The organism is Bradyrhizobium sp. CCGUVB4N, from assembly GCF_024199945.1.
Classification (GTDB): Bacteria; Pseudomonadota; Alphaproteobacteria; order Rhizobiales; family Xanthobacteraceae; genus Bradyrhizobium.
In genome coordinates this window covers 4,138,935-4,161,113 of sequence record NZ_JANADP010000001.1, presented here as the reverse complement: position 1 = coordinate 4,161,113, position 22,179 = coordinate 4,138,935, and the positions used below count along the sequence as shown (strand labels likewise).

The window sequence follows — 22,179 nt, the reverse complement described above, 5'->3', positions numbered from 1 at the left end:
GTTAGCCCCGAAAAAGTGACGCATGCAATCTCATCCCTCGCTTTTTGCGTGAACGCCGCGGGACGTTCCGCTAACCTTCCGTGCAAATCACAAGCCTATGCCACGCAACGACGTCATTTCAGAACGTCACTGGCGATCCGGAGGGGACAATGCAGGGATTGATGATGGACATGCCGCTGCTGATCAGTGGCCTGATCCAGTATGCCGCCGACTATCACGGCGAGGCCGAGATCGTCGCGCGCGAAATCGAGGGCGATATCCATCGCTATACCTATGCAGACGCCCATCCGCGCATCAAGCGCATGGCGCTGGCGCTCAAGCGGCTCGGCATGAAGCAAGGCGATCGCGTCGGGACGCTGGCCTGGAATACCCATCGCCATTTCGAGATGTTCTACGCCGCGCCCGGCATGGGCTACGTGCTGCACACCGTCAATCCGCGGCTGTTTCCCGAACAGCTCGTCTACATCATCAATCACGCCGAAGATCGCCTGCTGTTCGTCGATCGCGCCACGCTGCCGATCGTCGAGGCGATCGCGCCGCAACTCAAGACCATCGAGGCCTTCGTCGTGATGTCCTCGCGCGAGCGGATGCCGGAGACGACGCTTGCCAACGTTCATTGCTATGAGGAGCTTCTCGCAAAGGAGAGCGAGGCTGGCTTCGCCTGGCCGGAGTTCGACGAAAAGTCCGCATCCACGATCTGCTACACGTCCGGTACAACAGGCAATCCGAAAGGCGTGATCTATTCGCACCGCGCCGCGATCCTGCAGACCATGACGTGTTGCAGCTTCGACTTCCTCACCGGGCATGTCGAAGGCGTGCGCGAGGTGATGATGCCGATGGCGCCGCTGTTTCACGGCAATGGCTGGAACATGCCGTTCACGGCGCCCTATACCGGCTCGAAGCTGGTGTTGCCCGGCCGCAATTACGAGCCCGAAAAACTCTACGAGCTGCTCGAAGGCGAGAAAGTGACGCTGTCCGCGGGCGTGCCGAGTTTCTGGCTGATCCTGCTCGACTGGCTCGGCCGCACCGGCAACAAGTTTTCGACGCTACGTGCAACGCTGTCGTCGGGCTCGGCACCACCGCGCACGATGGTCGAGAAGCTCAAACGTGACTACGCCGTCGACTATATCCAGGCGTGGGGCATGACTGAGGCCCTGGGTTGTTCGATGCCGGGCTTGCGGCCTGGGTCGGAGCATCTCAGCGATACCGAGAAATTCGATCGACGCCAGGTCTCTGGCCGCGCCTGCTTCGGCACCGCCTTGCGTATCGTCGATGATGGCGGTGTTGAGCTGCCGCGCGACGGCAAGACGGTCGGCCATCTGCGCGCGCGCGGCCCCTGGGTCGCCTCCGGCTACATGAAGCTGGAGGAAGGCCTCGATCGGGACGGCTGGCTGATCACCGGCGACATGGCCGTGATCGATCCGCAGGGCCACGTCACGCTGACCGACCGCTCCAAGGACGTGATCAAGTCGGGCGGTGAATGGATCTCCTCGATCCAGCTCGAGGACATCGCCCTGTCCCATCCCGATGTGCTGCAGGCCGCCGTGGTCGCCATCGCGCACGAGAAATGGCAGGAGCGCCCCCTGCTTCTGGTCGTCCGCAAGAAGGGCGCGACCGTCGACGGCAAGACCCTGCTCGACCATATGCGTCCCAGGATCGCGAGCTGGTGGATGCCGGATGCGGTCGAATTCCTCGACGAATTCCCGATGACCGGCACCGGCAAGGTGCTCAAATCTGCGCTGCGCGAGAAATTCAAGGCGTACCGCGTCGGGTAGGTTTGGCCCCTCTCATTGCGCGATCATCTTCATCTTTTGGTAGATTCGCCGGCGATATATCCGAGGCATCGCTAACCCCTGATTGAGGACATCATGGCGTTTTCCGGATTGGGCCTGCATCTCGGCAATCTGTCGCGCCTGTCGAACGCGCAGACGCGTTCGATCAGCCCCGAGAATTTCACCGGCGAAAAGGGCAAGGGCGGCATGTCCGTCGACGGGCCCGCGGCGCCTCAGGCCCGTGACCTTGGGCAGGGCTGGAAGGTTTCGCCCTTTGTCGTGATCGAGCCCGGCGCGACGTTCACACTTGCCGATATCGAGGGCCAGGGCGCCATCCAGCAGATCTGGATGACGCTGGCGCGGGGACGGCTGCGCCATTCGATCCTGCGGGTCTACTGGGACGGCCAGGAGCATCCGAGCGTCGAATGCCCGGCCGGCGATTTCTTCGCCTGCGGATGGGAGGAGTTTGCGCAGGTGACGTCGCTCGCCGTCTGCGTCAATCCCGGCCGCGCATTCAACTGCTATTGGGAAATGCCCTTCCGGAAGCGCGCACGGTTCACGATGGAGAACCGCAGCGAGGAAGCGCTGACCGTCTACTACCAGATCAACTACACGCTGACCGAAGTGCCCGAGGACTGCGCCTATTTCCACGCGCAATTCCGCCGCACCAATCCGCTGCCCTACAAGGAGGTCTACACCATCCTCGACGGCGTCAGCGGGCGCGGCCAGTATATCGGCACCTACATGGCCTGGGGCGTCAACAACAACGGCTGGTGGGGCGAAGGCGAGATCAAGTTCTTCATCGACGGCGACGGTGAATTCCCGACCATTTGCGGCACCGGCACCGAGGATTATTTCTGCGGTGCGTATAATTTCGATCCCTATGTGGCTCATTCCGGTCGCGGCGCCGTGCAGCAGTCGCGCTACCAGGAATTCACCACGCCCTATGCCGGCCTGCCGCAGGTGATCCGTCCCGACGGCGTCTACAAGTCGCAGCAGCGCTTCGGCATGTATCGCTGGCACATCCCCGATCCCATCCGCTTCCAGAGCGACCTTCGCGTCACCATCCAGGCGCTGGGCTGGCGGACGGGCCTCAAGGAGGCGAAATACCTCCCGCTGCAGGACGACATCGCCTCCGTGGCGTTCTGGTACCAGACGCTGCCGGCCGCGCCGTTCCCGAAACTCGCCGACCCGGAATATCTCGAGATCGACTAGCCCGAGGCCTGAGGAGGTCCAGCATGCTCTACCCGATGTCGCCAAAAGTCGTCGAGCTCAAGCGCAAGCTCGAGAGTTTCATGGACCGGCACATCTACCCGAACGAGGAGCGATTTTATCGCGAGGCGGAAGAGCTTGGGCCGTGGAAAGTCTATCCAATCGTCGAGGAGTTGAAGCCGCTCGCGCGCGCCGAGGGCCTCTGGAACCTGTTCCTGCCGGAGTCCAGCCACGGCGCGGGCCTCACCAATCTCGAATATGCCCCGCTCTGCGAGGTCATGGGCCGCTCGCATCTGGCGCCGGAGGTGTTCAACTGCTCGGCGCCGGACACCGGCAACATGGAAGTGCTGGAGCGCTACGGTACGGAGAAGGACAAGGAGCGCTGGCTGAAGCCATTGCTCGCAGGCGAAATCCGCTCCTGCTTCGCCATGACCGAGCCTGCGGTCGCCTCATCCGACGCGACCAACATCGAAAGCTCGATCGTGCGCGACGGCGACCATTACGTCATCAACGGGCGCAAATGGTACACGACCAACGCGACCGACCCGCGCTGCAAGATCTGCATCTTCATGGGCAAGACCGATCCTGACAATGCCGATCGCCACAAGCAGCAATCGATGATCCTGGTGCCGATGGACACGCCCGGCGTCGAGGTCAAGCGGCCCCTGCCCGTGTTCGGCTTCTACGGCGTACCCGACCGCGCCTCGGAGGTGATCTTCACCAATGTGCGGGTCCCCAAGGAGAACATGCTGCTCGGCGAAGGCCGCGGTTTCGAGATCGCGCAGGGCCGCCTCGGTCCCGGCCGCATCCACCATTGCATGCGGCTGATCGGACTTGCCGAACGCACGCTGGAAAAGATGTGCCGGCGCGTGCGCAGCCGCGTCGCCTTCGGCAAGCCGGTCTCGGAGCAGACGGTCACCCAGGAGCGCATTGCCGAAGCCCGCATCATGATCGAGCAGGCCCGGCTGCTGACGCTGAACGCGGCTTACGCGATGGACACCGTCGGCAACAAGGTCGCGAAGGCCGAGATCGCGATGATCAAGGTCGCCGTGCCCAACATGGCCTGCCAGATCATCGACTGGGCGATCCAGGCCCACGGCGGCGGCGGCACCTCGAACGATTTTGGCCTGACCCAGGCCTACGCCACCGCGCGCCTGCTGCGCCTCGCGGATGGGCCGGACGAGGTGCACCGGAACCAGATCGCGCGGTTCGAGCTGAAGAAATATTCGAATATCTAGCCGGATGTTACCGCGTCAGCACCGGAGCCCGCGCAACAGGATCGGCGACTAGTCGTCGCTTGGCGGCGATGCTTTCCGGCCCGAAATCGCTTCGAGCATCGCTCCGAAAATGATGATCGGCAGATAGAACGCAAGCATGATCGTATTCCTCCTGCTGTGACAAACTTGGCCCGCAGGGCCAGGTTCCTCAAATTGACGCTCGCCCCCTCGGCTCTTTTCGGCGCTTACCGAGCTACCGACGACACCGAGACACAGGCAAATTCAAGAACGCATCGCGTCAATCGCATGGGCGATCAGAACGACTGCACTCGCGGCAATGAAAAACACAAACAACCAGCTCACGTCCGCCTCCAATCCCGGAAGTGAACGCGCTCATCCATGCACAGTCAAAAACCATCGATCTGGAACCGCCATTCCGCGGCTCGCTGATGCTTCGCAGCAACAAATGCATCCGCTGTCGGCACTATCGGCAGAACGCCAGAACGAGCAACGCGCCGACGACGCAGGCTGCTAGGACTAAAAACCAAACGCCCATACAGATCCCCGACTCATACACGCGCGTCAGGATCAGCCTTACGATCTGGCATTGAAACGTTTGTTGCCGGTTTTCCCCAAGCCAAGCGTGATCATCTGCTCGCTGCGTTAGTCCAATACCTCCACGGTGGCCGAACGTCCGGCGACCAGCGACATCCCATCAGGCACCGGATCCAGCGCGATGCGCACCGGCACGCGCTGGGCGAGCCGCACCCAGCTGAAGGTCGGGTTGACGTTGGCGAGCAGGCTTGCGCCCTCGGCGCGGTCGCGATCCTCGATGCCGGCGGCGATGCTCTCGACATGACCTGAGAGCGTGCCCTTCTCACCCATCAGGCGAACCTGCACCTTGTCGCCCACGCGGATGCGCGCGAGCTTCGTCTCCTCGAAATAGCCTTCCACGTGCAGCGTGTCGCTGTCGACCAGCGCCATCACGCCCTTCCCGGCGGTGACGTAAGCGCCGGGCCGCAGATCCATGTTGGTGATCACGCCGTTCACGGACGCCCGGACCTCGCTGCGATCGAGATTGAGCTGGGCGACCGCGCGGTCGGCAACCGCCGCATCGAAGGCCGCCTTGGCCTGGAGCTGGGTCGCCAGCACCTGCTCCTGCTTCTGTTGCGAGACGGCATCGGTCGTCAGGGTGCTGTAGCGCTTCAGATCGGCATTGGCCTGATCGAGCGTCGCCTGATGACCCGCCACCGACGCGTCAGCCTGCCGCAACGCCAACGCAAACCGTTCGCGGTCGATCTTGAACAGCACGTCGCCGCGATGGACCTTCTGGTTGTCCTTGACGAGTACGTCGGTGACGAAGCCGGAGACATCAGGCGCGACCTGCACCACGTCGGCGCGCACACGGCCGTCACGCGTCCACGGCGACTCCATGTAATAGACCCAGAGCTCGCGACCCACGCCGAGCGCCACGACGACCACGATGACCGTGACCGCAAGCCGGCCGATCCAAGCAAAATTCCCCTTCATGAGAGATACTCCGAGAGATAGACGACGCCGCCGAGAAGGCAGACGAAAATCGCGAAATCGAATAGTGCGCGGTGCCAGACCAGCCGGTAGAGGTCGAAGCGCTGCATCAGACGGCGCAGAATCGCACTCAGCACATAGGCGACGATGATCCAGAGCAAGAGCGCCGGCACGAGCACGCCATAGATGTCGATCACGTATCTCATGCCGCCACACTCGCATCTGCGCGCGGCCGATAGGCCGGCGCGTCCGGGAACAGGCCACGGCGGATGCCGACGAGGCCGATCAGCGCATCTTCCCGCGCGCTGTCATTGGGATCCTTCACCGCCTGGGCCAGCGCCCGGTCGACGCTGGTCAGGAGTTCGCGCGGCATTCCTCCGCCCGCATAGCTGCGGCAGGCGATGGCAAGCTGGTCGAGCATGTCGTCGATCACCGAGATGGTCGATACCGCAAGCCCATAGCGCGCACGGCGCAAATCGATGATGTTGATGCCGATCCGGAGCTGCACGAGGCTGTCGGCGTCGCGCCGATCGCTCTCGGACAGGAAGGCGATGCGCTGCACCAGCAGCCCGAGCCGGTGCAGCATGAGGCCCGCGAACTCCGCGCGGTCGCGTTTTCCCCGCCGCTCGGCGGCGACCGCGATCGTGATCCAGCTCGACAACACCAGACGATTGGCGATCCACTCTGCGCCCACCCCGCGCGCGATCCGCGTCACGATCTCGGCGATGAGGACGCCGACGAAGAAAGCGACAGCGGAATTGGCGTAAGAGGCGAAATCCGCGATGTAGGTCGATTGCAGCGCAAGCAGCGTTGCGGTGTTGGCCGCGAGCGCCATGCCTGTGCCCGCCGTTGCCGGCCGCGCGATCAGGAAGCCATAGAGCAGGAAGGTCGGCGCCAGCGCGACGACCAGAACCTCGATATGGGAGATCGCAGGCACCAGCGCGAACAGATAGATCGCGACCACCACGATGGCGACCAGAGACCACAGGCCGAAGCTGCGGATGAAGCGCGCCGGCTCGTCCTGGGCTGCGAAGAACGAACAGGCGACCGCCGCCATCATCGGTGCCGAGGCGCCGTCGGGCCAGCCCGTGCCGATCCAGAACGCGCAGCAGATCAGGATCGCCACGGCCGCGCCGGCCGCTGACCATAGCGCTAGTCCGCGATCCCGGTGACGTACCGGCGCGGCGCCGGCTTCGGAATGGAAGGCCAGATCGAGCGTCGAGACGTTGCGATTCTCGGCGATCGCCTTGCTCAGCTCGCGGCAGTCGCGCGAGAGATCGACGAGCTCGCGCAGTCGCGACAGCAGGCTCGTGATGATGATCCGCTCCCAGGACGCGCTGTCATCGAGCACGGCCTGCCGTTCGGCGATCATGGCGCGAATCCGCTCGGCCGGCTGCCGTGCGCCGACGTCGCTGACGATCCATTGCGCCAGGTCCTCCAGCAATTGCTTCAATTCGGGTTGCCGGCGCAGAGCCTCCTCCCCGAGCGCCGCCAGCCGATCCTCCAGCGAGGCGATCACGGGCAGCAGCATCAGCATGCGCAGCCGGATTTCGCCGAGGCCGGTCACCGCATTGCGATCGGTCAGCCGGTCATAGGCGAGATGGGTGGAGAGCGTGTCGATCTCGACGATGTCGGTCGCGAGCTTGAGACGCTTGCCACGGCGGGTGTCGCTGGTGCCCTCGCGCAGCAGGACGACCTGACTGAGACGGCGTGCATCCAGGAGCCAGGTATCGACACGGCCGGCGACCGCGGGCGCGACGCTGCGGGGAAACACGATGGTCGAGACCAGGCTGGCGCAGATGATGCCCAGCGAGATTTCCTCGAGCCTTGCCACCGCAGTGTCGAAGATTGCACCGGGCTCGGACACCGAGGGAAAGCCGATCAGCGCGACGGTGTATCCGGCCAGCATGAAGACGTAGCTGCGCGGCGTGCCGTCGAGCAGCGAGAGATACAGGCAGAGCCCGACCCAGAGCGCGATGGCGAGGCACAACAGCTCGGGCGCGTTGATGAGGTTCGGCACCAGCGCCACCGTCATGGTCGCGCCGACCAGCGTGCCCATCACGCGGAAGAAGGCCTTCGAGCTGGTCGCGCCGGCAAGCGGTTGCGATGTGATGTAGACGGTGGCCATCGCCCAATACGGCCGCGGCAGGTCCATCGCGAGCGCAATGACCAGCGCCAGCATCGACGCGGCAAACGTCTTCAATGCAAAAATGAGGTCCGCATGGCGGACCAGGAACGGCTCTTCCGCGCGCATGACTATTTCGCCTCTGGAAGCGCCTTTGCCTCAAGCAGGCTGGCCCGCCGCTCGATGCGCTGGAGCGTCTCGAAGGTTATCGCAAGTTCCTCCGGCGGGATATCTTTCAGCAGGCTCGCCCGTACGCGCCGCAAGATCCGGTTGGTCTCCTCGACCTTGGCCTCGCCCGCTTTCGTCAGATGGAGCGTTTTGGCACGCCGGTCGGTCGGGTCCTCGCGGCGCTCCACCAGGCCCTCGGCCTGGAGCAGATCGATCAGCCGCACCAGCGACGGCCCCTCGATGCCGAGCTCGTCGGCCAGGACGCCCTGACGGACGGTCTCGCCCTGCCGCGACAGCACCAGCAGCGGGATCGCCGTCGCATAGGACAGGCCGTGATCGGACAGCGCCTGATCCGACTCCCGCCGCCAGATGCGGGCAAGGCGCGTGATGAGCCGGCCGATTTCGCCGTGGATATAGCCTTGCGAGGGTGCCATGCAAATTAGATAGGACACGAACTATTAGCCTGCAACTATATAATCCTGCGTATCGGGATCGATCACGCAAACGCGAACGAGGACAACGCGATATGGGCCCGGGTTCCACGGCAGAGGCACGGCAGGCGATCGCGGGCGAGAGCGCGCTGTCGCTGGTCCCGACCTTCGTCGTCGTGGCCGTGGATGCCACGGGGATGGGCATCATCCTGCCGCTGCTGCCGTTCTATTCGCAGCGGCTCGGCGCCACGCCGTTCCTGGTCGGCGCACTGATCTCGGTCTATGCCGTTTGCCAGCTGATCGCCGGTCCCGTGGTCGGCATTCTGTCCGACCGCTACGGACGGCGGAAGGTTCTCGTCATCAGCCAGATCGGAACCCTGATCGGATTTGTCCTGCTCGCGCTGGCCGGCAACCTGACGCTGGTGTTCCTGGCGCGCATCATCGATGGCCTGACCTCAGGCAACATCTCGGTCGCGCATGCCTATGCCGCCGAGCATAGCGCGCCGGCGACACGCAAGCAGGCGCTCGGCATGACCAGCGGCGCGATTGGAACCGGGCTGCTGCTGGGACCTGCGCTTTCGAGCTTCCTTGTCCATTACGGCCAGACCGCACCGGTGTGGGCCGCGGCGGCGCTCTCGCTCATCAGCATTCTCGCAACGATCGCCCTGCTTCCGCCCGACCATCCGGCGTCAGAACCGCTCTACCAGCATCGCGTGCCCGAGCCGACGCTGACCCGCAGCCTGTTCGGCATGCGCTACGCCTGGCGCCTGCTCGGCCTGCTGATCGTGTTCTTCTTCGTCAACTCGATGTTCCTGTCGCAGATCGGCCTGTTCCTGTCGGCGCGGTTCTCCTGGGACGGCCATCCCTTCGGCGCACGCGAGCTCGGCTGGATGTTCGCCTATGCCGGCTTCATCAACATGGTGGTTCAGGGCCTGCTGATCACGCGGGCGAACCTCGTCGCCTCCGACCGCAGCATCGTGATGGCGGCGTTCGCCTGCATGGGCCTTGGATTTGCCGGCCTCGCGGCCGGCAGCAACATCAGCCTGCTCGCACTCTATCTGACGCTGATCATCGTCGGCACCATGTTCGCCCGCAGCACGCTGACGGCGGAATTGTCGCGGTCGACGGCGATCAACCGCCAGGGCATGATCATGGGCCTCAACCAGTCGCTGATGTCGGGCGCAAATATCAGCGCCCCGCTTCTGAGCGGCGCGCTGATTGGTCACCGGTTGTTCGTCTCGTGGGCGCTTGCGATGGCCGCGATTGCGGTGGTCGGTGCGGCGCTCGCCGGGCAGCTGCTCGACACGCCGCGGACGCGCTAGCGCCCTCGCCTCACTTCACGAGATACACGTCCGGATCGGCGCTCGAGCTCGGGTTCTTGAACGCATTGCGCAAGGCCGTCGACATCGGAACATTGTAGTTGATGCCGTTCGGCGGCGTCGGCGATTCCAGCCACTTCCTGTAGAGCACCTCGATCTCCGGGCTCGCATAGAGCTCGGCGGTGGCGCGATCGGCCAGCGCCTTGAACGGCGCGTCCTCACGCCGCAGCATGATCCCGAAGGGCTCGGCCTTCGCGAACGTCTCTTCGCTGATCATGAACAGGGCCGGCTCCTTCGAGCGCGCAATGGCGACGGCGAGCTGGACGTCGTCGAGCGCGTAGGCTTGCGCGCGGTCGGTCTCGAGCAGAAGGAACGCCTCGGCCTGATCCACGGCCGGCATGATTCTAATGCCGAGATTGCGTTCGGTATTGACCTTGGCGAGCTGGTTCAGATTGACCGAGCCTGCGACCGCGGTCACGGCCTTGCCCTTGAGATCGTCGATGGTGTTGATCTTGGCGGCCTTCTTGGCCGCAAATCGCGTCGCGCTGAGGAAGTGCGTATTGGTGAAGGCGACCTGCTTCTGGCGGTCGGCATTGTTGGTGGTCGCCGAGCAGTGCAGGTCGAGCGTCCCGTTCACCATCAGCGGGATGCGGTTCGACGAGGTCACCGCGACAGTGTCGACGGCAATGTCGGGCATGCCAAGCTGCTTCTTCACGGCGTCGACGATCTTGAGGCAGATATCCATAGCGAAGCCCACCGGCTTCTGGTTGCCGTCGAGATAGCTGAAGGGCACGGAGGCTTCCTGATAGCCCAGCGTGATCTTCTTGGTCTCCTTAATCTTCTGGAGCGTGCCCGACAGATCTTCGGCGGACGCTGCACCGGCAAGACAAGTGAAGGCCAAGAGAACGGCGGGTAGACGCATCGGGGGCTCCTGAAAGCGGGTTGCGCCTCCATGCCGGGCGCAATCGAAGGGTTGATAGCCCAGGCGCAGGCCTGCCGCCAGACCAGCCTGCGTCTATCAGCTATCACAGCTTTCGATATGGCGGCTGGCCCTTGGTCTCCGCTACATTGCCGCACAGGCGCGACCTCGCCGACTACCATAGGTTCTCCAGCCAGATTCCTCGCCATGACCGTGCAGACCGCCTTCGACATGATCTTCCGCAACGCCCTGTTGCGATCATCCCCTGCGCCCGTCGATATCGGCGTGAAGAGCGGACGTATTGCCGCAATCGAACCCAGGCTGGCCTGCGAGGCGGTCGAGGTCGATGTCGGGGGGCGGCTGGCCCTGCCCGGCTTCGTCGACACCCACATCCATCTCGACAAGGCCTGCCTGCTCGAACGCTGCGGGCATATCCACGGCACGCTCAGTGATGCCATCCGTGCCGTTTCGGCGATGAAGCGGGATTTTGGCGTCGACGATGTCTATGCACGCGGCGCAAAGGTGCTCGAGCGCGCCATCGTCCATGGCACGACGCGAATGCGCACCCATGTCGAGATCGACCCGCGCATCGGCCTGCGCAGCTTCGAGGCGATCAAGAGACTCAAGCGCGACTATGCCTGGGCGATCGATCTGTCGCTTTGCGTCTTCCCGCAGGAAGGCCTGACCAACGATCCCGGAGCCGAGGAACTGCTGGTTCAGGCCTTGCGCGAGGGGGCCGATGCGATCGGCGGCTGCCCCTATACGGACACCGATCCGAACGCGCATCTCGCACGCATCTTCGACCTCGCCCAGCAATTCGACCTCGACGTCGATCTCCATCTCGACTTCGATCTCGATCCCTCATGGTCGCATCTCGATGAGGTCTGCCGACAGACCGAACAGCGCAACTATGGTGGTCGCGTTGCGATCGGGCATGCCACGAAACTCTCGGCCTTGCCGCCGGAACGGCTGAAGGCCGCCATCGCGCAATTGGCAAAGGCCGGTGTTGCCGTCACCGTGCTGCCCGCGACCGATCTCTATTTGATGGGACGCGAGGCCACCCACAACGCGCCGCGCGGGATGACGCTGGCGCACAAGCTCGCGCGCGACGGTATCGTCTGCTCGGTCGCGACCAACAACGTGCTCAATCCCTTCACGCCGTTCGGCGATGCCTCGCTGCTGCGGATGGCGAACTTTTACGCCAATGTCTCCCACGCCGCCGTCGGCGATTTCGACACCTGCCTCGATCTCGTCACAGAACTGCCGGCGCGGCTGATGAACCTCGGGGATTACGGGATCGCGGTCGGCAAGCCCGCCGATCTCGTCGTGCTCGACACGCAGGATAGCCGCTTCGCCGTCGCCGAGCTGCCGGATATCCTGATGGGGTTCAAGAACGGGCGGCAGACCTTTGAGCGGAAGCGAGCGACACTGTTTAATCCGACAAACTGAACCGCTCGTACAACTCCAATCGACCAACGGAGCAACCGGATGGCCTTCGACAAGATCTTCCTGAACGCCCGCTTCGACGGCGGGGCTCGCCATCACATCGCGGTCAAGGACGGGCGCATCGCCGCGATCATGCCCCCTGACGCGCCCACGGGCGATGGCGAGACGATCGACCTCGGCAACGCCCTCGTCGTTCCCGGCTTCGTCGAAGGCCACATTCATCTCGACACCAGCTTCTATGGCGACGCCTGGCGCCCGCACAAGCCATGCACCAATGGCTTCAACGTGCACGAACGCGTGGCCTTCCAGGCCCAGAACATGGCGGTGTCAGCGCCGATGGACGTGCGGGCGCGCAACCAGCTCGATCTCTGCATCGCCCATGGCTCAACGCAGATGCGCAGCCACGTCATGGTCGACGGCTCGGTCGGCCTGAAATCGCTGGAGACGATCTTGCGCGTGCGCGAGGAATATCGCGACCTGATCGATATCCAGCTCGTCGCGTTCCCTCAAAGCGGCATCCTGGCGAGCCCGGGCACACCGCAACTGCTGGACGAGGCCATCGGCCTCGGCGCGAACCTCGTGGGCGGGCTCGATCCCGCGAGTTTCGATCGCGATGTCGAGAAGCATCTCGACGTGGTGTTCGGCGTCGCCAGCAAGCACGGCGTGGACGTCGACATTCACCTGCACGACATGGGCACGCTCGGCGCCTTCGAGATCGAGCAGATCGCCGAGCGCACGCGTGCGCTCGGCATGGCGGGGCATGTCGCCGTCAGCCACGCCTATGGGCTCGGCGATATCTCCGCGGATCAGCTCAAGACGGTCGCCGACATCCTCGCCCGTTCCGGCGTCGCGATCATGACGAATGCACCGGGCGCCCGTGCCTTCCCGCCGATCCTGGCGCTGCGCAACGCCGGCGTCACCGTGTTCAGCGGCAACGACAACATCCGCGATTCCTGGTGGCCCTATGGCGACGGCGACATGCTGCGCCGGGCGACCACGCTCGGCTATCGCTCGGGCTTCAACATCGACGAGGAATTGCGCGTCGCGTTCGATGTCGTCACAGCGGCCGGTGCCAAGGCGTTGCGGCTCGAGGGCTACGGCCTGCGCGTCGGCGCCAAGGCGGACTTCGTGACGCTGAACGCGGAACACGCTCCGGAGGCCGTCGTCGCGGTGCCGCAGGGCCGCGCTGTTTACAAGGCAGGTATGCTCGTGGCGTCTAACGGTGTGGTTGTCGCGAAAAATCGCTGATCATCGTACCTTTCCGATCCGATTTTACCGCCGGTTTCCGCCGAATCCGAACCCGGTAGAATCCCGGACCGTAGCCCAACGCATTGCGGGAAAGGCGGCACTAACCATACTGGGACGTGCGCACTGACCGTCTGCGTTCTCTGGGGAAGTTATGGATATGTTCAGCGCATTCAGCAGCATTGATTATCAGTCTATTCGGGCCAACACGCCCGCCGAAACCGCGGTCAAGCGGCTCAATGGCATCGGTGAAGTCCTGTCGGGTCTCGACATCTCGGCCATCCATTCGCAGAACGACATGGCCCGCGCGCTGTGGACGCTCGACACCGCCGACAAGTGCATTCGCATGATCCTGACCGAGTTCAGGACCGAGCGCCCCAAGGACGTCGTCCGCGAAGCTACCAGCCTGATCGACTTGATCGAGGCCGCTCGCGACGAGATCTCTGGCTAGCGCGATGGCGGCAAAGTTCTGAGCTGAGCGCCGTACTCAGCTCTAGTGCTTGATCTTCGCCAGAATTCGATCCGCTTCGGTGCGCCAATCCGCGCTCCGCGCAAATTCCTTCGTTCCTTTCGCACCGAACAGGCCCTCGTCGGCGAGATCGGCGACCCAGGCCTGACGCTCGGCCGTCCCCTGCGCCGACCACGGCGTCAGCCCCGCCTCGCGCACGGTCTCCGCGACCTCGCGCACCTCTTCGGCGCGCCGGCGGCCGTGCTCGATCACGCGCTGGAAGAAATAGGCGCCCTGCTTCTCCCAATTGATCGCGGGAAAGGTTTCCGTGAGCGACGCCAGCACCGCATCCTCGACACCATAGGCGCGCGCGGTGGTGAAGCTTTCGATGACCATGGCCTCGAGGCCCTTGATCATGATGCTGCGGCACATCTTCACGGCCGAGGACACACCGAGCTTGTCGCTCGCAACCTTCGCTGCGAAACCAATCGCGTTCAGCAACGGCTCGAGCTCCCTCGCGCCGGGACCGCCGAGCAGCAGCGGCACCTTGATCCGATAAGGCGGCACCGAGGTCATCACGGCGCCCTCGACGTAGCGCCCGGCCGCGCCATCGATCAACGCCGCCGCGCGCTGCTTGGCGCCCGGCGAGGCCGAATTGAAGTCGAGAAACCAGGTGCCCTGGTTGATCGCCGCCGCGCAAGCCTTTGCGACCGGGACGGCCTGGCTCGCGGTGACGGCCGAGATGATGAAATCGGATTTTGCGGTCAGCTCCGCATGAGACGCCGCGAGCGCCACGCCGAACTTCGCCGCATGCTCCTTTAGCGCAGCGGCCCGCTCGCCGCCGAGCTTGATGTCATACGCAGCGACCCTGATGTCCTGCTGGCGCAGATCCTCGGCCAGGATCCGGCCGACCTCGCCGTAGCCAACCAGCCCGATCTGCCACCGCTTCGGATCTGCCATCAGATCAATCCTCGTGTCGTCGGGTCGAACAGGTCTTCGACTGCATAGCGGCGTGGAATCAGCGCCTGCTGGAATGCGTAGTCGACGATCAGCTCCAACGGCTTTCTATTGGCCTCGATCCCGAACGGCACAAAGTCGGGCGTCGCCGCAGGCCCCATCTGTTCCTTGTTCCGCTTGAGCAGATCATAGACGCCTGTGACCACATCGGGGCGCGATTTCGCGAGGCTCTCGGTCACGACCACGAGATGATTGACCGGCACCACGCCGCGACGCGCATACCATGTCGCGGCTTCCGCGGCGGGATCGGGGAAGAGCGACTTCAGCTTGGGATTATCGGAGGTCTCACCGAGAACGGCGTCGACCTCGCCGTCGAGCAGCATCTGCAGGACCTTCTTGTCCCTTGGCGCGCGCTCGGTGGTGTCGACATATTCGGCGACGTGCGGATCCTCGAACGTCACCCAGCGGATCTTGTCGAGATTGACGCCATAGTCGTTGGCGAGGATGCCCCTGATCCAGGCGCCGGTCGTCGTCGTGAACGAGCGGATGCCGACGCGCTTGCCCTCGAGATCGGACGGTCCGAGCGTCCCCTTCGCGGGATTGTACAGCGCATGGGTATGCTGGAAACGGCCCATCATGGTCGCCGGCAGCAGCACCAGCGGCTTGCCGTGCGCCTTCGCCATCAGATAGGTGACGATCGCCATCTCGCAGACGTCAAACGCCTGCTCGCGCACCATCGACTTGAACGCCGCGTTGGTCGGTGTGTACTCGATGAAGTCGAGGTCAAACAGGTCGGAGCGGAGTTCGCCGCTCTTGACCGCCTTGACGTGAGGGTGACTGCCGAGCACGGCCTTCAGCTTGAGACGATCCATCCGCAGGTTTCCCTTCGCTTCAGACGTCTTCGGGGTTGTCGACGTAGACCAGCCCCGCCTTCGCCAGCGCCTCGCGCATGCTGTACATGTCGAGGCCGAGTTCGCCCGAGCCGAGGCGCTTGCGCTTGCCACCCTCGTCGGCGCTGCGCTTCTTCGCCTTCTCCGCGACCTCGGCAGCATAGCGCTTCGGCACCACGACGACGCCGTCGTCATCCGCGACGATGATGTCGCCGGGATCGACATTGACGCCGGCACAGACGACGGGGATGTTGACCGAGCCGAGCGTGGCCTTGACCGTGCCCTTGGCCGAGACTGCGCGCGACCACACTGGAAAATTCATCTCGTGCAGCGCTTTGACGTCGCGGCAGCCGGCATCGATGATCAGCCCCTGCACGCCCCGCGCCTGCAGCGAAGTCGCCAGCAGCTCGCCGAACATGCCATCGGTATTGTCGGTGGTGCAGCCGACGACGAGGATATCGCCCGTCTTGCATTGTTCGACCGCGACATGGATCATCCAGTTGTCGCCTGGCTGCGCCAGTACGGTGACGGCGGGCCCTGCGATCGACGCGCCCGCCCAGACGGGCCGCAGATAAGGCTTCATCAGGCCGACGCGGCCATAAGCCTCGTGCACGGTCGAGACGCCGTACTCCGCCATGCCAGCGGGATCGGCACGTTTGATGTTGCGAACGACGACGGGCTTCATGCCAGCTCCTCCGCAACCGTCGGGAACAGGCGCTGGTAGGCCTCGCCATAAGTCATGGGCACGCCGGTGTTACGGCTGCCCTGGATACCGCGATTGAGCGCGACGCGCTCGTAATAGCCCCAGAGGTGCTTTTGCGCGGCGAGGATCTGGAACGCCTCGCACTTCTCCTTCCAGACTTCGTCGATCTTGAGCAGCAGGTCCGGCTTGTAGTTGCACTGCTCGGGCTGGTGCGGCTCGAACAGGAACACCGGCGGCGCGGAATATTTGTACTGCGCACCGGGCTTGTGCCCCATGGCCTGTGCGACGACGCGGGTCTCCTGAGCGAAATGCGCCGCGTTCGGGTGGTCGAAATTGTAGGGATCTTCCAGCGCGTGGGTCAGCACGAAGCTCGGATTGAGCTCGCGGTAGATGTCGACCATGCGGTCGAAATGCGCCTCGGTCAGCTTCAGCGGATAGTCGCCGCAGTCGAAGAACTCGATTTCGGCGCCCAGCAGCTTTGCCGCCCGCTCCGCCTCGTCCTTGCGGCCGGCCTTGACCGATTCCAGCGTCGCGCCCTTCTCCTTCCATGCGAACTGGCTCTCACCGCGCTCGCCGAAGGACATGCAGACGATCTTCATGCGATAGCCCTTCCTCGCATGCAGCGCGATGGCGCCACCGGCGCGCCAGACGAAATCGCCGGGATGGGCGGTAACCACGAGACCTGTTTTCATGGGAGAACTCCCCTCTTTCGTTCGTCAACATCATAGGCTGCCGGCGTCATGCCGGCAGCAATTTCATCAGGCCGCGGCAGCCGCGGGTTCCTCGCCGTCGAGCACACGCTTCAAGCGCTCGCCGTCGAGCGCGCCTTCCCATTTGGCAATCGCGATGGTCGCGACCGCGTTCCCGATCAGATTGGTCGGCGTCAGCCCCTGCGACATCAGGCGATGGATGCCGAGCACCAGCGCGACGCTGGTCACGGGAATGGAGCCGGTGGCCGACAGCGTCGCCGCCAGCACGACGAAGGCCGCGCCCGCGATGCCCGCCGCGCCCTTGGAGGTCACGAGCAGGATCAGCAGCAGCTCGATCTGCTCGGCGAGCCCGAACGGCGTGTTGGTCGCCTGCGCCAGGAACACCGAAGCGGCGGCAAGGTAGAGACAAGTGCCGTCGAGATTGAAGGAATAGCCGGTCGGGATCACGAGCCCGACCACGCTCCTCTCGCAGCCCGCTTTCTCCAGCTTGGTCAGCATCCGCGGCAGCACCGTCTCGGACGAGGTGGTCGCGATGCAGATCAGCAGCTCCTCCCAGATGTAGCGGATCAGCTTGAGCAGCGAGAAACCGCAGAGCCGCGCGACGGGACCGAGCGCCACGATGATGAAGATGACACAGGTGAGGTAGAACCCACCCAGCAGCTTGCCGAGCGAGGCCAGCGATCCCACGCCGAATTTGCCGACAGTAAAGGCGATTGCGCCGAACGCACCGATCGGTGCGGCCCACATCACGAAGCCGACCACGGCAAACACCATCTTGGCGGCGATGTCGATCAGGTTGACCAGAGGCGCGGCGCGTTCGCCGAGTTGCACCAGCGCAAAGCCGCAAAGCACCGAAATGAACAGCACCTGGAGGATGTTGCCCTCGGCAAAGGCGCCGATGAAAGTCGCGGGCACGATGTTCATCAGGAACGGCACGAAGCCGATCACGGCGGTCTGCTTGACGTAGGGCTCGACCGCGCTCGCATTGATGCTGGCGGGATCGATGTTCATGCCGGCGCCGGGCTTGAGCACATTGACCGCGATGAGACCGATGATCAGCGCGATCGTGGTCATGATTTCGAAATAGATGATGGCCTTGACGGCGACGCGGCCCACCCGCGCCATGTCGGCCATATGGGCGATGCCATGAACGACGGTGCAGAAGATGATCGGCGCGATCAGCATCCGGATCGCCTTGATGAAGGCGTCCCCGAGCGGCTGCATCTTCGCGCCGGCTTCCGGATTGACGATGCCAAGCGCGATGCCGGCCGCCATGGCGATGAGCACCTGGATCCAGAGCTCCTTCCACCAGGCGCGCCCGCGCGGCTTGTCGATCGCCATCGCGGTCATTCGTCGAATCCAAACAGACGCGCGGGATTATCGACCAAAATCTTCTGCTGGAGTTCCGGCTCCGGCGCGAACAGCGGGATCAAATCGACGAGATCGCCATCATTCGGCATCACCTTGACGTTGGGATGCGGCCAGTCGGTGCCCCAAATGATGCGACCGGGCGCGGTCTCGACGATCTTTCGCGCGAAAGGCACTGCATCGGTGAAGGGCGGGCCGGCGGTCGAGACCCGCTCCGAGCCACAGATCTTGACCCAGCATTTTTCGTCACGCTGCATCAGCTCGATCAGGATCCTGAACGGCAGCTGGTCGAGCCCGTCGGAGGCCTTGACCCGTCCCATATGGTCGATGGTGTAGCTTAGCGGCAGCCTTGTCAGCATGTCGGCATATTCGGGCAGGTCGATCGCATCGAAATGCAGGTCGATGTGCCAGCCGAGCGGCGCGACCATGGCGATGATGCGGTTGAACACGCGCTTGTCGGGGACGCCGCCGAGATGCCGGACGAAATTGAAGCGGCAGCCGCGGAAGCCGCCCTCGTGCAGCACGCGAAGCCCCTGCTCCGTGATCGTATCGTCGATATTGGCGACTGCACGATAGGCACCGTTGCTCTGCGCAATAGCGTCGAGCGCGACCGTGTTGTCGACGCCGTGCACGCTGGCATTGACGATGACCGCGCGCTCCACGCCAAGCTTGGCGTGCAGCGCCTTGAAGTCTTCAAGCGGCGCATCCGGCGGCGTGTAGGAGCGGTCAGGCGAATAGGGATATTTCGCGCCGGGACCGAAGATATGGCAATGCGCGTCGCACGACAGCTTCGGCAGCTTGAACTTCGGCGTGCGCGTGTTCGGATCGGGCGGTGGAATGGTCGGCGTGTACATCATATTCATCAGCTGAACTTGAACAGGCGTGCGGGATTGTCGACCAGCAGCTTCTGCTGGATCGCCTTGTCCGGCGCGAAGAGAGGAATCAAATCGACGATCTCGCCGTCATTCGGCACGGTCTTGACGTTGGGATGCGGCCAGTCGGTGCCCCAGATGACGCGGTCGGGCGCGTTGTCGATCAGCGCCTTCGCGAACGGCACGGCGTCGTGGAAGGGCTTGCCGGCGGCAGAAGCACGTTCGAGGCCGGTGATCTTGACCCAGCACTTCGCGTCCTTCTTCTGGAGATCGAGCAGCGCCGTGAAACCGGGATCGTCGAGCCCCTTCGCGGCCTGCACCGTGCCCATGTGATCGATCACGTAAGGCGCCGGCAGCGCGGTCAGGATCGGCGCGAATTCGGCGATCGTACCGGGCTCGAAATAGACGTCGATGTGCCAGCCGAGCTCGGCGACGCGATGCACGATGCGCTGGAACTTGTTCATGTCGCCGACGCCGCCGAGGCGCTTGAGGAAGGCAAAGCGGCAGCCGCAGATACCGCCCTTGTCGAGCGCCGCCAGCTCCTTCTCGCTGATCTCGTCGCTGACATTGGCGATGCCCTTGTAGGCACCTTCGCTCTGCGCGATCGCATCGGTGACAACGCGATTGTCGGTGCCGTGCACCGTGGCATTCACGATCACACAGCGCTCGACGCCGATTGCCTCGTGCACACTGCGGAACGTCTCCAGCGGGGCATCGGCGGTGTTGTAGGGGCGGCTCGAAGAGAAGGGATAACGGGACGCCGGCCCAAAGATGTGGGTATGGCTGTCGCAGGATTTCGGCGGCAGCTTGAACGAGGGTGTCTTGGGATTTGGATCCGGCGGCGTGATCGTCGGCATCGCCTTGGGTTCAGCTTTGGGCTCGGCGCCTTGCGCACGCGCTTCGCCCGCGAGCGCGGCACCGGCCAGCCCGGTCAAGAGATGCAAGCACTCCCGCCTGTTCATTTCCCAAAACACCCCATCACATGTCCGCTTGCGAGCGGAAGCGCTGTTACGCGCCTCCCCTCGGGCGATTTCTTTCAAGTCTTGCTGCTTGCAACAGTCCGCCGCCGCGCCGGCGCGGCCTGATCCAGGGCCGGCGCCTGAAACGCCGCAACAGTAGCCTGCACCAATTGCTCGATGGCATTGGCGGGATCGCTGCCGTCGGCCTCGCCGCGCGACAGGCGCGAGACACGATCCGGCGTCACCAGCGAATAATAAAGTGCGCCGAGCAGGAAGTGGCTGCGCCAGACGATGTCGGTGCGCGGAATGTGCGGCAGGCTGTCGTGGATCGCGTCGATGAAGGCGTGGCTGGTATCGTCAAACGTCTGCGCGATGATTTTTCGCGCGACCTCGTTGCCCTCGGCCGACATCACGGCGCGCAGCCGCGTGAAACGCGCCCCGCCGCCGGCGAGATCGCTGCCCGAGGTGAAGGCCGGCACCACATAGGCCCGCACCACCGCTTCGAGCCGGTCCTGCAGATCGCGCACGCGCTTGGCGGCGGCGAGCAGCTCCGAGCGGCGGAGGTTCATCGGCCCGCAATGGCGCCGGTAGATCTCCAGCAGCAGACCGTCCTTGGTCTTGAAGTGGTAGGTCACGCTGCCGGGATTGGCCCCCGCGGCCTGTGCGATGTCGCGCACCGAGACGGCGTTGAAGCCGTTGGTGGCGAACAGCTCCTCGGCCGCGGCGAGGATCGCCTCGCGCATGTTCGGCTTGCGGGCCGTTTCCTTGCTGGTGGGCTTGCGTACCATGTGATTTGTACTATCGTACAAAAGATCAGGTCTCGTCAACAAAAACCACGGGCAACGTCCGGAAGCGGCTCGGAAGATCAACCGCACGGACGCGAATGCCCCCAGGGAGTGCTGAAGTATGCTGGGTTTGAACACGAAGATCGGCGCTTTGATGCTCGGCGCCGGTCTGCTGCTCGCGAGCGGCGTCGCGCAGGCCGCCGACAATTATCCGAGCAAGCCGGTCCACATCCTCGTGCCCTATGCCGCCGGCGGCGCGGTCGACGTGCTGGCCCGCACGCTCGGCCAGGCGCTCGCAAAGACCTGGGGCCAGCAGCCCGTGGTCGACAACCGCCCCGGCGCGGGCGGCATCGTCGCCTCGCAGGCGCTGACGCAGGCCGCGCCCGACGGTTATACGTTGATCCTCGTCGCCAGCGGCCATCCGCTGAACCAGTTCATCTATCCGAGCGTGCCCTACGACACATTCAAGGACTTTACTGCGATCAGCGAAGTCGCCTCCTCGCCGCTTGCGATCGTGGTGGCCAAGGACAGCCCCTACAAGACGCTCGGCGATCTCCTGGCCGCGGCAAAGAAGGATCCGGACAAGCTGTCCTACGGCATGTCCGGCAACGGCACCTCGGCGCATCTCGCCGGCGAGCTTCTGAAATACATGTCGGGGACCAAGATCGTCGCAATCCCCTATAAGGGCGGCGCGCCGGCGCTGACCGCTGTCATCGCGGGCGAGATCCCGCTCAGCATCAATCCGCTCGCGGAAGCCATCGGCCAGCTCGAAGGTGGTCCGGTGCGCGCGCTCGCAGTGACCTCGGCCGAGCGTTCCAAGGCACTGCCTGACGTCCCGACCGTCGCCGAGTCCGGCGTACCCGGCTACGACGTCTCGGTCTGGTGGGGCGTGCTTGGACCCGCAAAAATGCCCCCGGAGATCGTGGCAAAACTCGAGACCGATCTGAAGGCGGCGCTAAGGGATCCGAACGTGCTCTCCACGCTCGGCAAGATCGGCGCAGCCCCCGTCGGCTCCTCCGCCAAGGATTTCGATGCCTACATGCACGCCGAGGCAACCAAATGGGAGCCGGTGCTGAAGGCTGCCGACATCCGCGCGCAGTGAGGTC

The 22,179-nt window shown here is 64.2% G+C and carries 21 protein-coding genes; 8 read left to right on the top strand and 13 right to left on the bottom strand.

Annotated elements, in window-relative coordinates; genetic code table 11:
- Nucleotides 1–149 precede the first annotated feature (149 nt).
- From NLM31_RS18720 to NLM31_RS18710, 3 genes are all read left to right on the top strand, one after another.
- Nucleotides 150–1,775, top strand: a complete 1,626-nt coding sequence (locus NLM31_RS18720) for a long-chain fatty acid--CoA ligase (RefSeq protein ID WP_254193202.1) — start codon at nt 150–152, stop codon at nt 1,773–1,775.
- A gap of 93 nt (nt 1,776–1,868) precedes the next feature.
- A complete protein-coding gene (locus NLM31_RS18715; RefSeq protein ID WP_254193201.1) occupies nt 1,869–2,987 on the top strand; it encodes a glycoside hydrolase family 172 protein in 1,119 nt (372 codons plus the stop codon).
- Between the two features lie 23 nt (nt 2,988–3,010).
- The gene (locus tag NLM31_RS18710) at nt 3,011–4,222 is read left to right on the top strand and encodes an acyl-CoA dehydrogenase family protein (RefSeq protein WP_254193200.1); all 1,212 of its coding nucleotides are present in this window, start codon (nt 3,011–3,013) and stop codon (nt 4,220–4,222) included.
- Nucleotides 4,223–4,864: 642 nt separating this feature from the next.
- Here NLM31_RS18710 and NLM31_RS18705 read toward each other — a convergent pair.
- Genes NLM31_RS18705 through NLM31_RS18690 form a run of 4 tightly spaced genes read right to left on the bottom strand, consistent with a single transcriptional unit; the run spans nt 4,865 to nt 8,455 of the window.
- Nucleotides 4,865–5,731, bottom strand: coding sequence for an HlyD family secretion protein (locus tag NLM31_RS18705; RefSeq protein WP_254193199.1), 867 nt, complete (start codon nt 5,729–5,731; stop codon nt 4,865–4,867).
- Nucleotides 5,728–5,934: a DUF1656 domain-containing protein gene (locus NLM31_RS18700; protein ID WP_212027832.1), complete on the bottom strand. Its 207-nt coding sequence runs from the start codon at nt 5,932–5,934 to the stop codon at nt 5,728–5,730. Before NLM31_RS18700 ends, NLM31_RS18705 begins: the two co-directional genes overlap by 4 nt.
- Nucleotides 5,931–7,982: an FUSC family protein gene (locus tag NLM31_RS18695; RefSeq protein ID WP_254193198.1), complete on the bottom strand. Its 2,052-nt coding sequence runs from the start codon at nt 7,980–7,982 to the stop codon at nt 5,931–5,933. Before NLM31_RS18695 ends, NLM31_RS18700 begins: the two co-directional genes overlap by 4 nt.
- 2 nt (nt 7,983–7,984) lie before the next feature.
- The gene (locus NLM31_RS18690) at nt 7,985–8,455 is read right to left on the bottom strand and encodes a MarR family winged helix-turn-helix transcriptional regulator (protein WP_254135378.1); all 471 of its coding nucleotides are present in this window, start codon (nt 8,453–8,455) and stop codon (nt 7,985–7,987) included.
- Between the two features lie 92 nt (nt 8,456–8,547).
- On the opposite strand from NLM31_RS18690, the gene NLM31_RS18685 reads away from it, so the two are divergent.
- A complete protein-coding gene (locus tag NLM31_RS18685) occupies nt 8,548–9,774 on the top strand; it encodes an MFS transporter (protein WP_254193197.1) in 1,227 nt (408 codons plus the stop codon).
- Nucleotides 9,775–9,784: 10 nt separating this feature from the next.
- On the opposite strand, the gene NLM31_RS18680 is transcribed toward NLM31_RS18685, so the two are convergent.
- Nucleotides 9,785–10,693, bottom strand: coding sequence for an amino acid ABC transporter substrate-binding protein (locus NLM31_RS18680; protein ID WP_254193196.1), 909 nt, complete (start codon nt 10,691–10,693; stop codon nt 9,785–9,787).
- Nucleotides 10,694–10,897: 204 nt separating this feature from the next.
- On the opposite strand from NLM31_RS18680, the gene NLM31_RS18675 reads away from it, so the two are divergent.
- The 3 genes from NLM31_RS18675 to NLM31_RS18665 all read left to right on the top strand — a co-directional run bounded on the left by NLM31_RS18675 (nt 10,898) and on the right by NLM31_RS18665 (nt 13,832).
- Nucleotides 10,898–12,139 carry an amidohydrolase family protein gene (locus tag NLM31_RS18675; RefSeq protein ID WP_254193195.1) on the top strand — a complete coding sequence of 414 codons (1,242 nt, stop codon included), beginning with the start codon at nt 10,898–10,900 and terminating at the stop codon, nt 12,137–12,139.
- Between the two features lie 39 nt (nt 12,140–12,178).
- On the top strand, nt 12,179–13,384 hold the full coding sequence (locus NLM31_RS18670) for an amidohydrolase family protein (protein ID WP_254193194.1): 1,206 nt from the start codon (nt 12,179–12,181) through the stop codon (nt 13,382–13,384).
- 157 nt (nt 13,385–13,541) lie between these two features.
- On the top strand, nt 13,542–13,832 hold the full coding sequence (locus NLM31_RS18665) for a hypothetical protein (RefSeq protein ID WP_254130761.1): 291 nt from the start codon (nt 13,542–13,544) through the stop codon (nt 13,830–13,832).
- Between the two features lie 42 nt (nt 13,833–13,874).
- Here the strand turns inward: NLM31_RS18665 and NLM31_RS18660 are convergent, their stop codons facing one another.
- The 8 genes from NLM31_RS18660 to NLM31_RS18625 all read right to left on the bottom strand — a co-directional run bounded on the left by NLM31_RS18660 (nt 13,875) and on the right by NLM31_RS18625 (nt 21,076).
- Nucleotides 13,875–14,789, bottom strand: coding sequence for a DUF1932 domain-containing protein (locus NLM31_RS18660; protein WP_375167493.1), 915 nt, complete (start codon nt 14,787–14,789; stop codon nt 13,875–13,877).
- Nucleotides 14,789–15,658: an ABC transporter substrate-binding protein gene (locus NLM31_RS18655; protein ID WP_254193193.1), complete on the bottom strand. Its 870-nt coding sequence runs from the start codon at nt 15,656–15,658 to the stop codon at nt 14,789–14,791. Before NLM31_RS18655 ends, NLM31_RS18660 begins: the two co-directional genes overlap by 1 nt.
- 19 nt (nt 15,659–15,677) lie before the next feature.
- Entirely contained in the window at nt 15,678–16,361 is a 684-nt protein-coding gene (locus tag NLM31_RS18650; protein ID WP_254193192.1) for a 4-carboxy-4-hydroxy-2-oxoadipate aldolase/oxaloacetate decarboxylase, read from the bottom strand.
- Nucleotides 16,358–17,071 (bottom strand): PIG-L deacetylase family protein, encoded by a 714-nt coding sequence (locus NLM31_RS18645; RefSeq protein WP_254193191.1) that lies wholly within the window; start codon nt 17,069–17,071, stop codon nt 16,358–16,360. Before NLM31_RS18645 ends, NLM31_RS18650 begins: the two co-directional genes overlap by 4 nt.
- A gap of 66 nt (nt 17,072–17,137) precedes the next feature.
- A complete protein-coding gene (dctA, locus tag NLM31_RS18640; RefSeq protein WP_254193190.1) occupies nt 17,138–18,439 on the bottom strand; it encodes a C4-dicarboxylate transporter DctA in 1,302 nt (433 codons plus the stop codon).
- Nucleotides 18,436–19,320, bottom strand: a complete 885-nt coding sequence (locus NLM31_RS18635; protein ID WP_254193189.1) for an amidohydrolase — start codon at nt 19,318–19,320, stop codon at nt 18,436–18,438. The genes dctA and NLM31_RS18635 overlap by 4 nt, the downstream gene beginning before the upstream one ends.
- Nucleotides 19,320–20,291: an amidohydrolase gene (locus tag NLM31_RS18630; protein ID WP_254193188.1), complete on the bottom strand. Its 972-nt coding sequence runs from the start codon at nt 20,289–20,291 to the stop codon at nt 19,320–19,322. Before NLM31_RS18630 ends, NLM31_RS18635 begins: the two co-directional genes overlap by 1 nt.
- Nucleotides 20,292–20,365: 74 nt before the next feature.
- Complete coding sequence (locus tag NLM31_RS18625) at nt 20,366–21,076, bottom strand: TetR/AcrR family transcriptional regulator (protein ID WP_254130755.1); 711 nt, start codon at nt 21,074–21,076, stop codon at nt 20,366–20,368.
- Between the two features lie 118 nt (nt 21,077–21,194).
- Between NLM31_RS18625 and NLM31_RS18620 the strand changes: the two genes are divergently transcribed.
- The gene (locus tag NLM31_RS18620) at nt 21,195–22,175 is read left to right on the top strand and encodes a tripartite tricarboxylate transporter substrate binding protein (protein WP_254193187.1); all 981 of its coding nucleotides are present in this window, start codon (nt 21,195–21,197) and stop codon (nt 22,173–22,175) included.
- Nucleotides 22,176–22,179 lie beyond the last annotated feature (4 nt).

Excerpts from the sequence above, each read along its gene's own strand:
- NLM31_RS18655 (WP_254193193.1), bottom strand. The coding sequence starts at position 15,658 with ATGGATCGTCTCAAGCTGAAGGCCGTGCTCGGCAGTCACCCTCACGTC.
- NLM31_RS18665 (WP_254130761.1), top strand. The coding sequence starts at position 13,542 with ATGTTCAGCGCATTCAGCAGCATTGATTATCAGTCTATTCGGGCCAAC.
- NLM31_RS18695 (WP_254193198.1), bottom strand. The coding sequence starts at position 7,982 with ATGCGCGCGGAAGAGCCGTTCCTGGTCCGCCATGCGGACCTCATTTTT.
- NLM31_RS18720 (WP_254193202.1), top strand. The coding sequence starts at position 150 with ATGCAGGGATTGATGATGGACATGCCGCTGCTGATCAGTGGCCTGATC.
- NLM31_RS18620 (WP_254193187.1), top strand. The coding sequence starts at position 21,195 with ATGCTGGGTTTGAACACGAAGATCGGCGCTTTGATGCTCGGCGCCGGT.
- NLM31_RS18680 (WP_254193196.1), bottom strand. The coding sequence starts at position 10,693 with ATGCGTCTACCCGCCGTTCTCTTGGCCTTCACTTGTCTTGCCGGTGCA.
- NLM31_RS18625 (WP_254130755.1), bottom strand. The coding sequence starts at position 21,076 with ATGGTACGCAAGCCCACCAGCAAGGAAACGGCCCGCAAGCCGAACATG.
- NLM31_RS18685 (WP_254193197.1), top strand. The coding sequence starts at position 8,548 with ATGGGCCCGGGTTCCACGGCAGAGGCACGGCAGGCGATCGCGGGCGAG.
- NLM31_RS18675 (WP_254193195.1), top strand. The coding sequence starts at position 10,898 with ATGACCGTGCAGACCGCCTTCGACATGATCTTCCGCAACGCCCTGTTG.
- dctA (WP_254193190.1), bottom strand. The coding sequence starts at position 18,439 with ATGACCGCGATGGCGATCGACAAGCCGCGCGGGCGCGCCTGGTGGAAG.
- NLM31_RS18715 (WP_254193201.1), top strand. The coding sequence starts at position 1,869 with ATGGCGTTTTCCGGATTGGGCCTGCATCTCGGCAATCTGTCGCGCCTG.
- NLM31_RS18660 (WP_375167493.1), bottom strand. The coding sequence starts at position 14,789 with ATGGCAGATCCGAAGCGGTGGCAGATCGGGCTGGTTGGCTACGGCGAG.
- NLM31_RS18650 (WP_254193192.1), bottom strand. The coding sequence starts at position 16,361 with ATGAAGCCCGTCGTCGTTCGCAACATCAAACGTGCCGATCCCGCTGGC.
- NLM31_RS18645 (WP_254193191.1), bottom strand. The coding sequence starts at position 17,071 with ATGAAAACAGGTCTCGTGGTTACCGCCCATCCCGGCGATTTCGTCTGG.
- NLM31_RS18700 (WP_212027832.1), bottom strand. The coding sequence starts at position 5,934 with ATGAGATACGTGATCGACATCTATGGCGTGCTCGTGCCGGCGCTCTTG.
- NLM31_RS18710 (WP_254193200.1), top strand. The coding sequence starts at position 3,011 with ATGCTCTACCCGATGTCGCCAAAAGTCGTCGAGCTCAAGCGCAAGCTC.
- NLM31_RS18635 (WP_254193189.1), bottom strand. The coding sequence starts at position 19,320 with ATGAATATGATGTACACGCCGACCATTCCACCGCCCGATCCGAACACG.
- NLM31_RS18705 (WP_254193199.1), bottom strand. The coding sequence starts at position 5,731 with ATGAAGGGGAATTTTGCTTGGATCGGCCGGCTTGCGGTCACGGTCATC.
- NLM31_RS18690 (WP_254135378.1), bottom strand. The coding sequence starts at position 8,455 with ATGGCACCCTCGCAAGGCTATATCCACGGCGAAATCGGCCGGCTCATC.
- NLM31_RS18670 (WP_254193194.1), top strand. The coding sequence starts at position 12,179 with ATGGCCTTCGACAAGATCTTCCTGAACGCCCGCTTCGACGGCGGGGCT.
- NLM31_RS18630 (WP_254193188.1), bottom strand. The coding sequence starts at position 20,291 with ATGAACAGGCGGGAGTGCTTGCATCTCTTGACCGGGCTGGCCGGTGCC.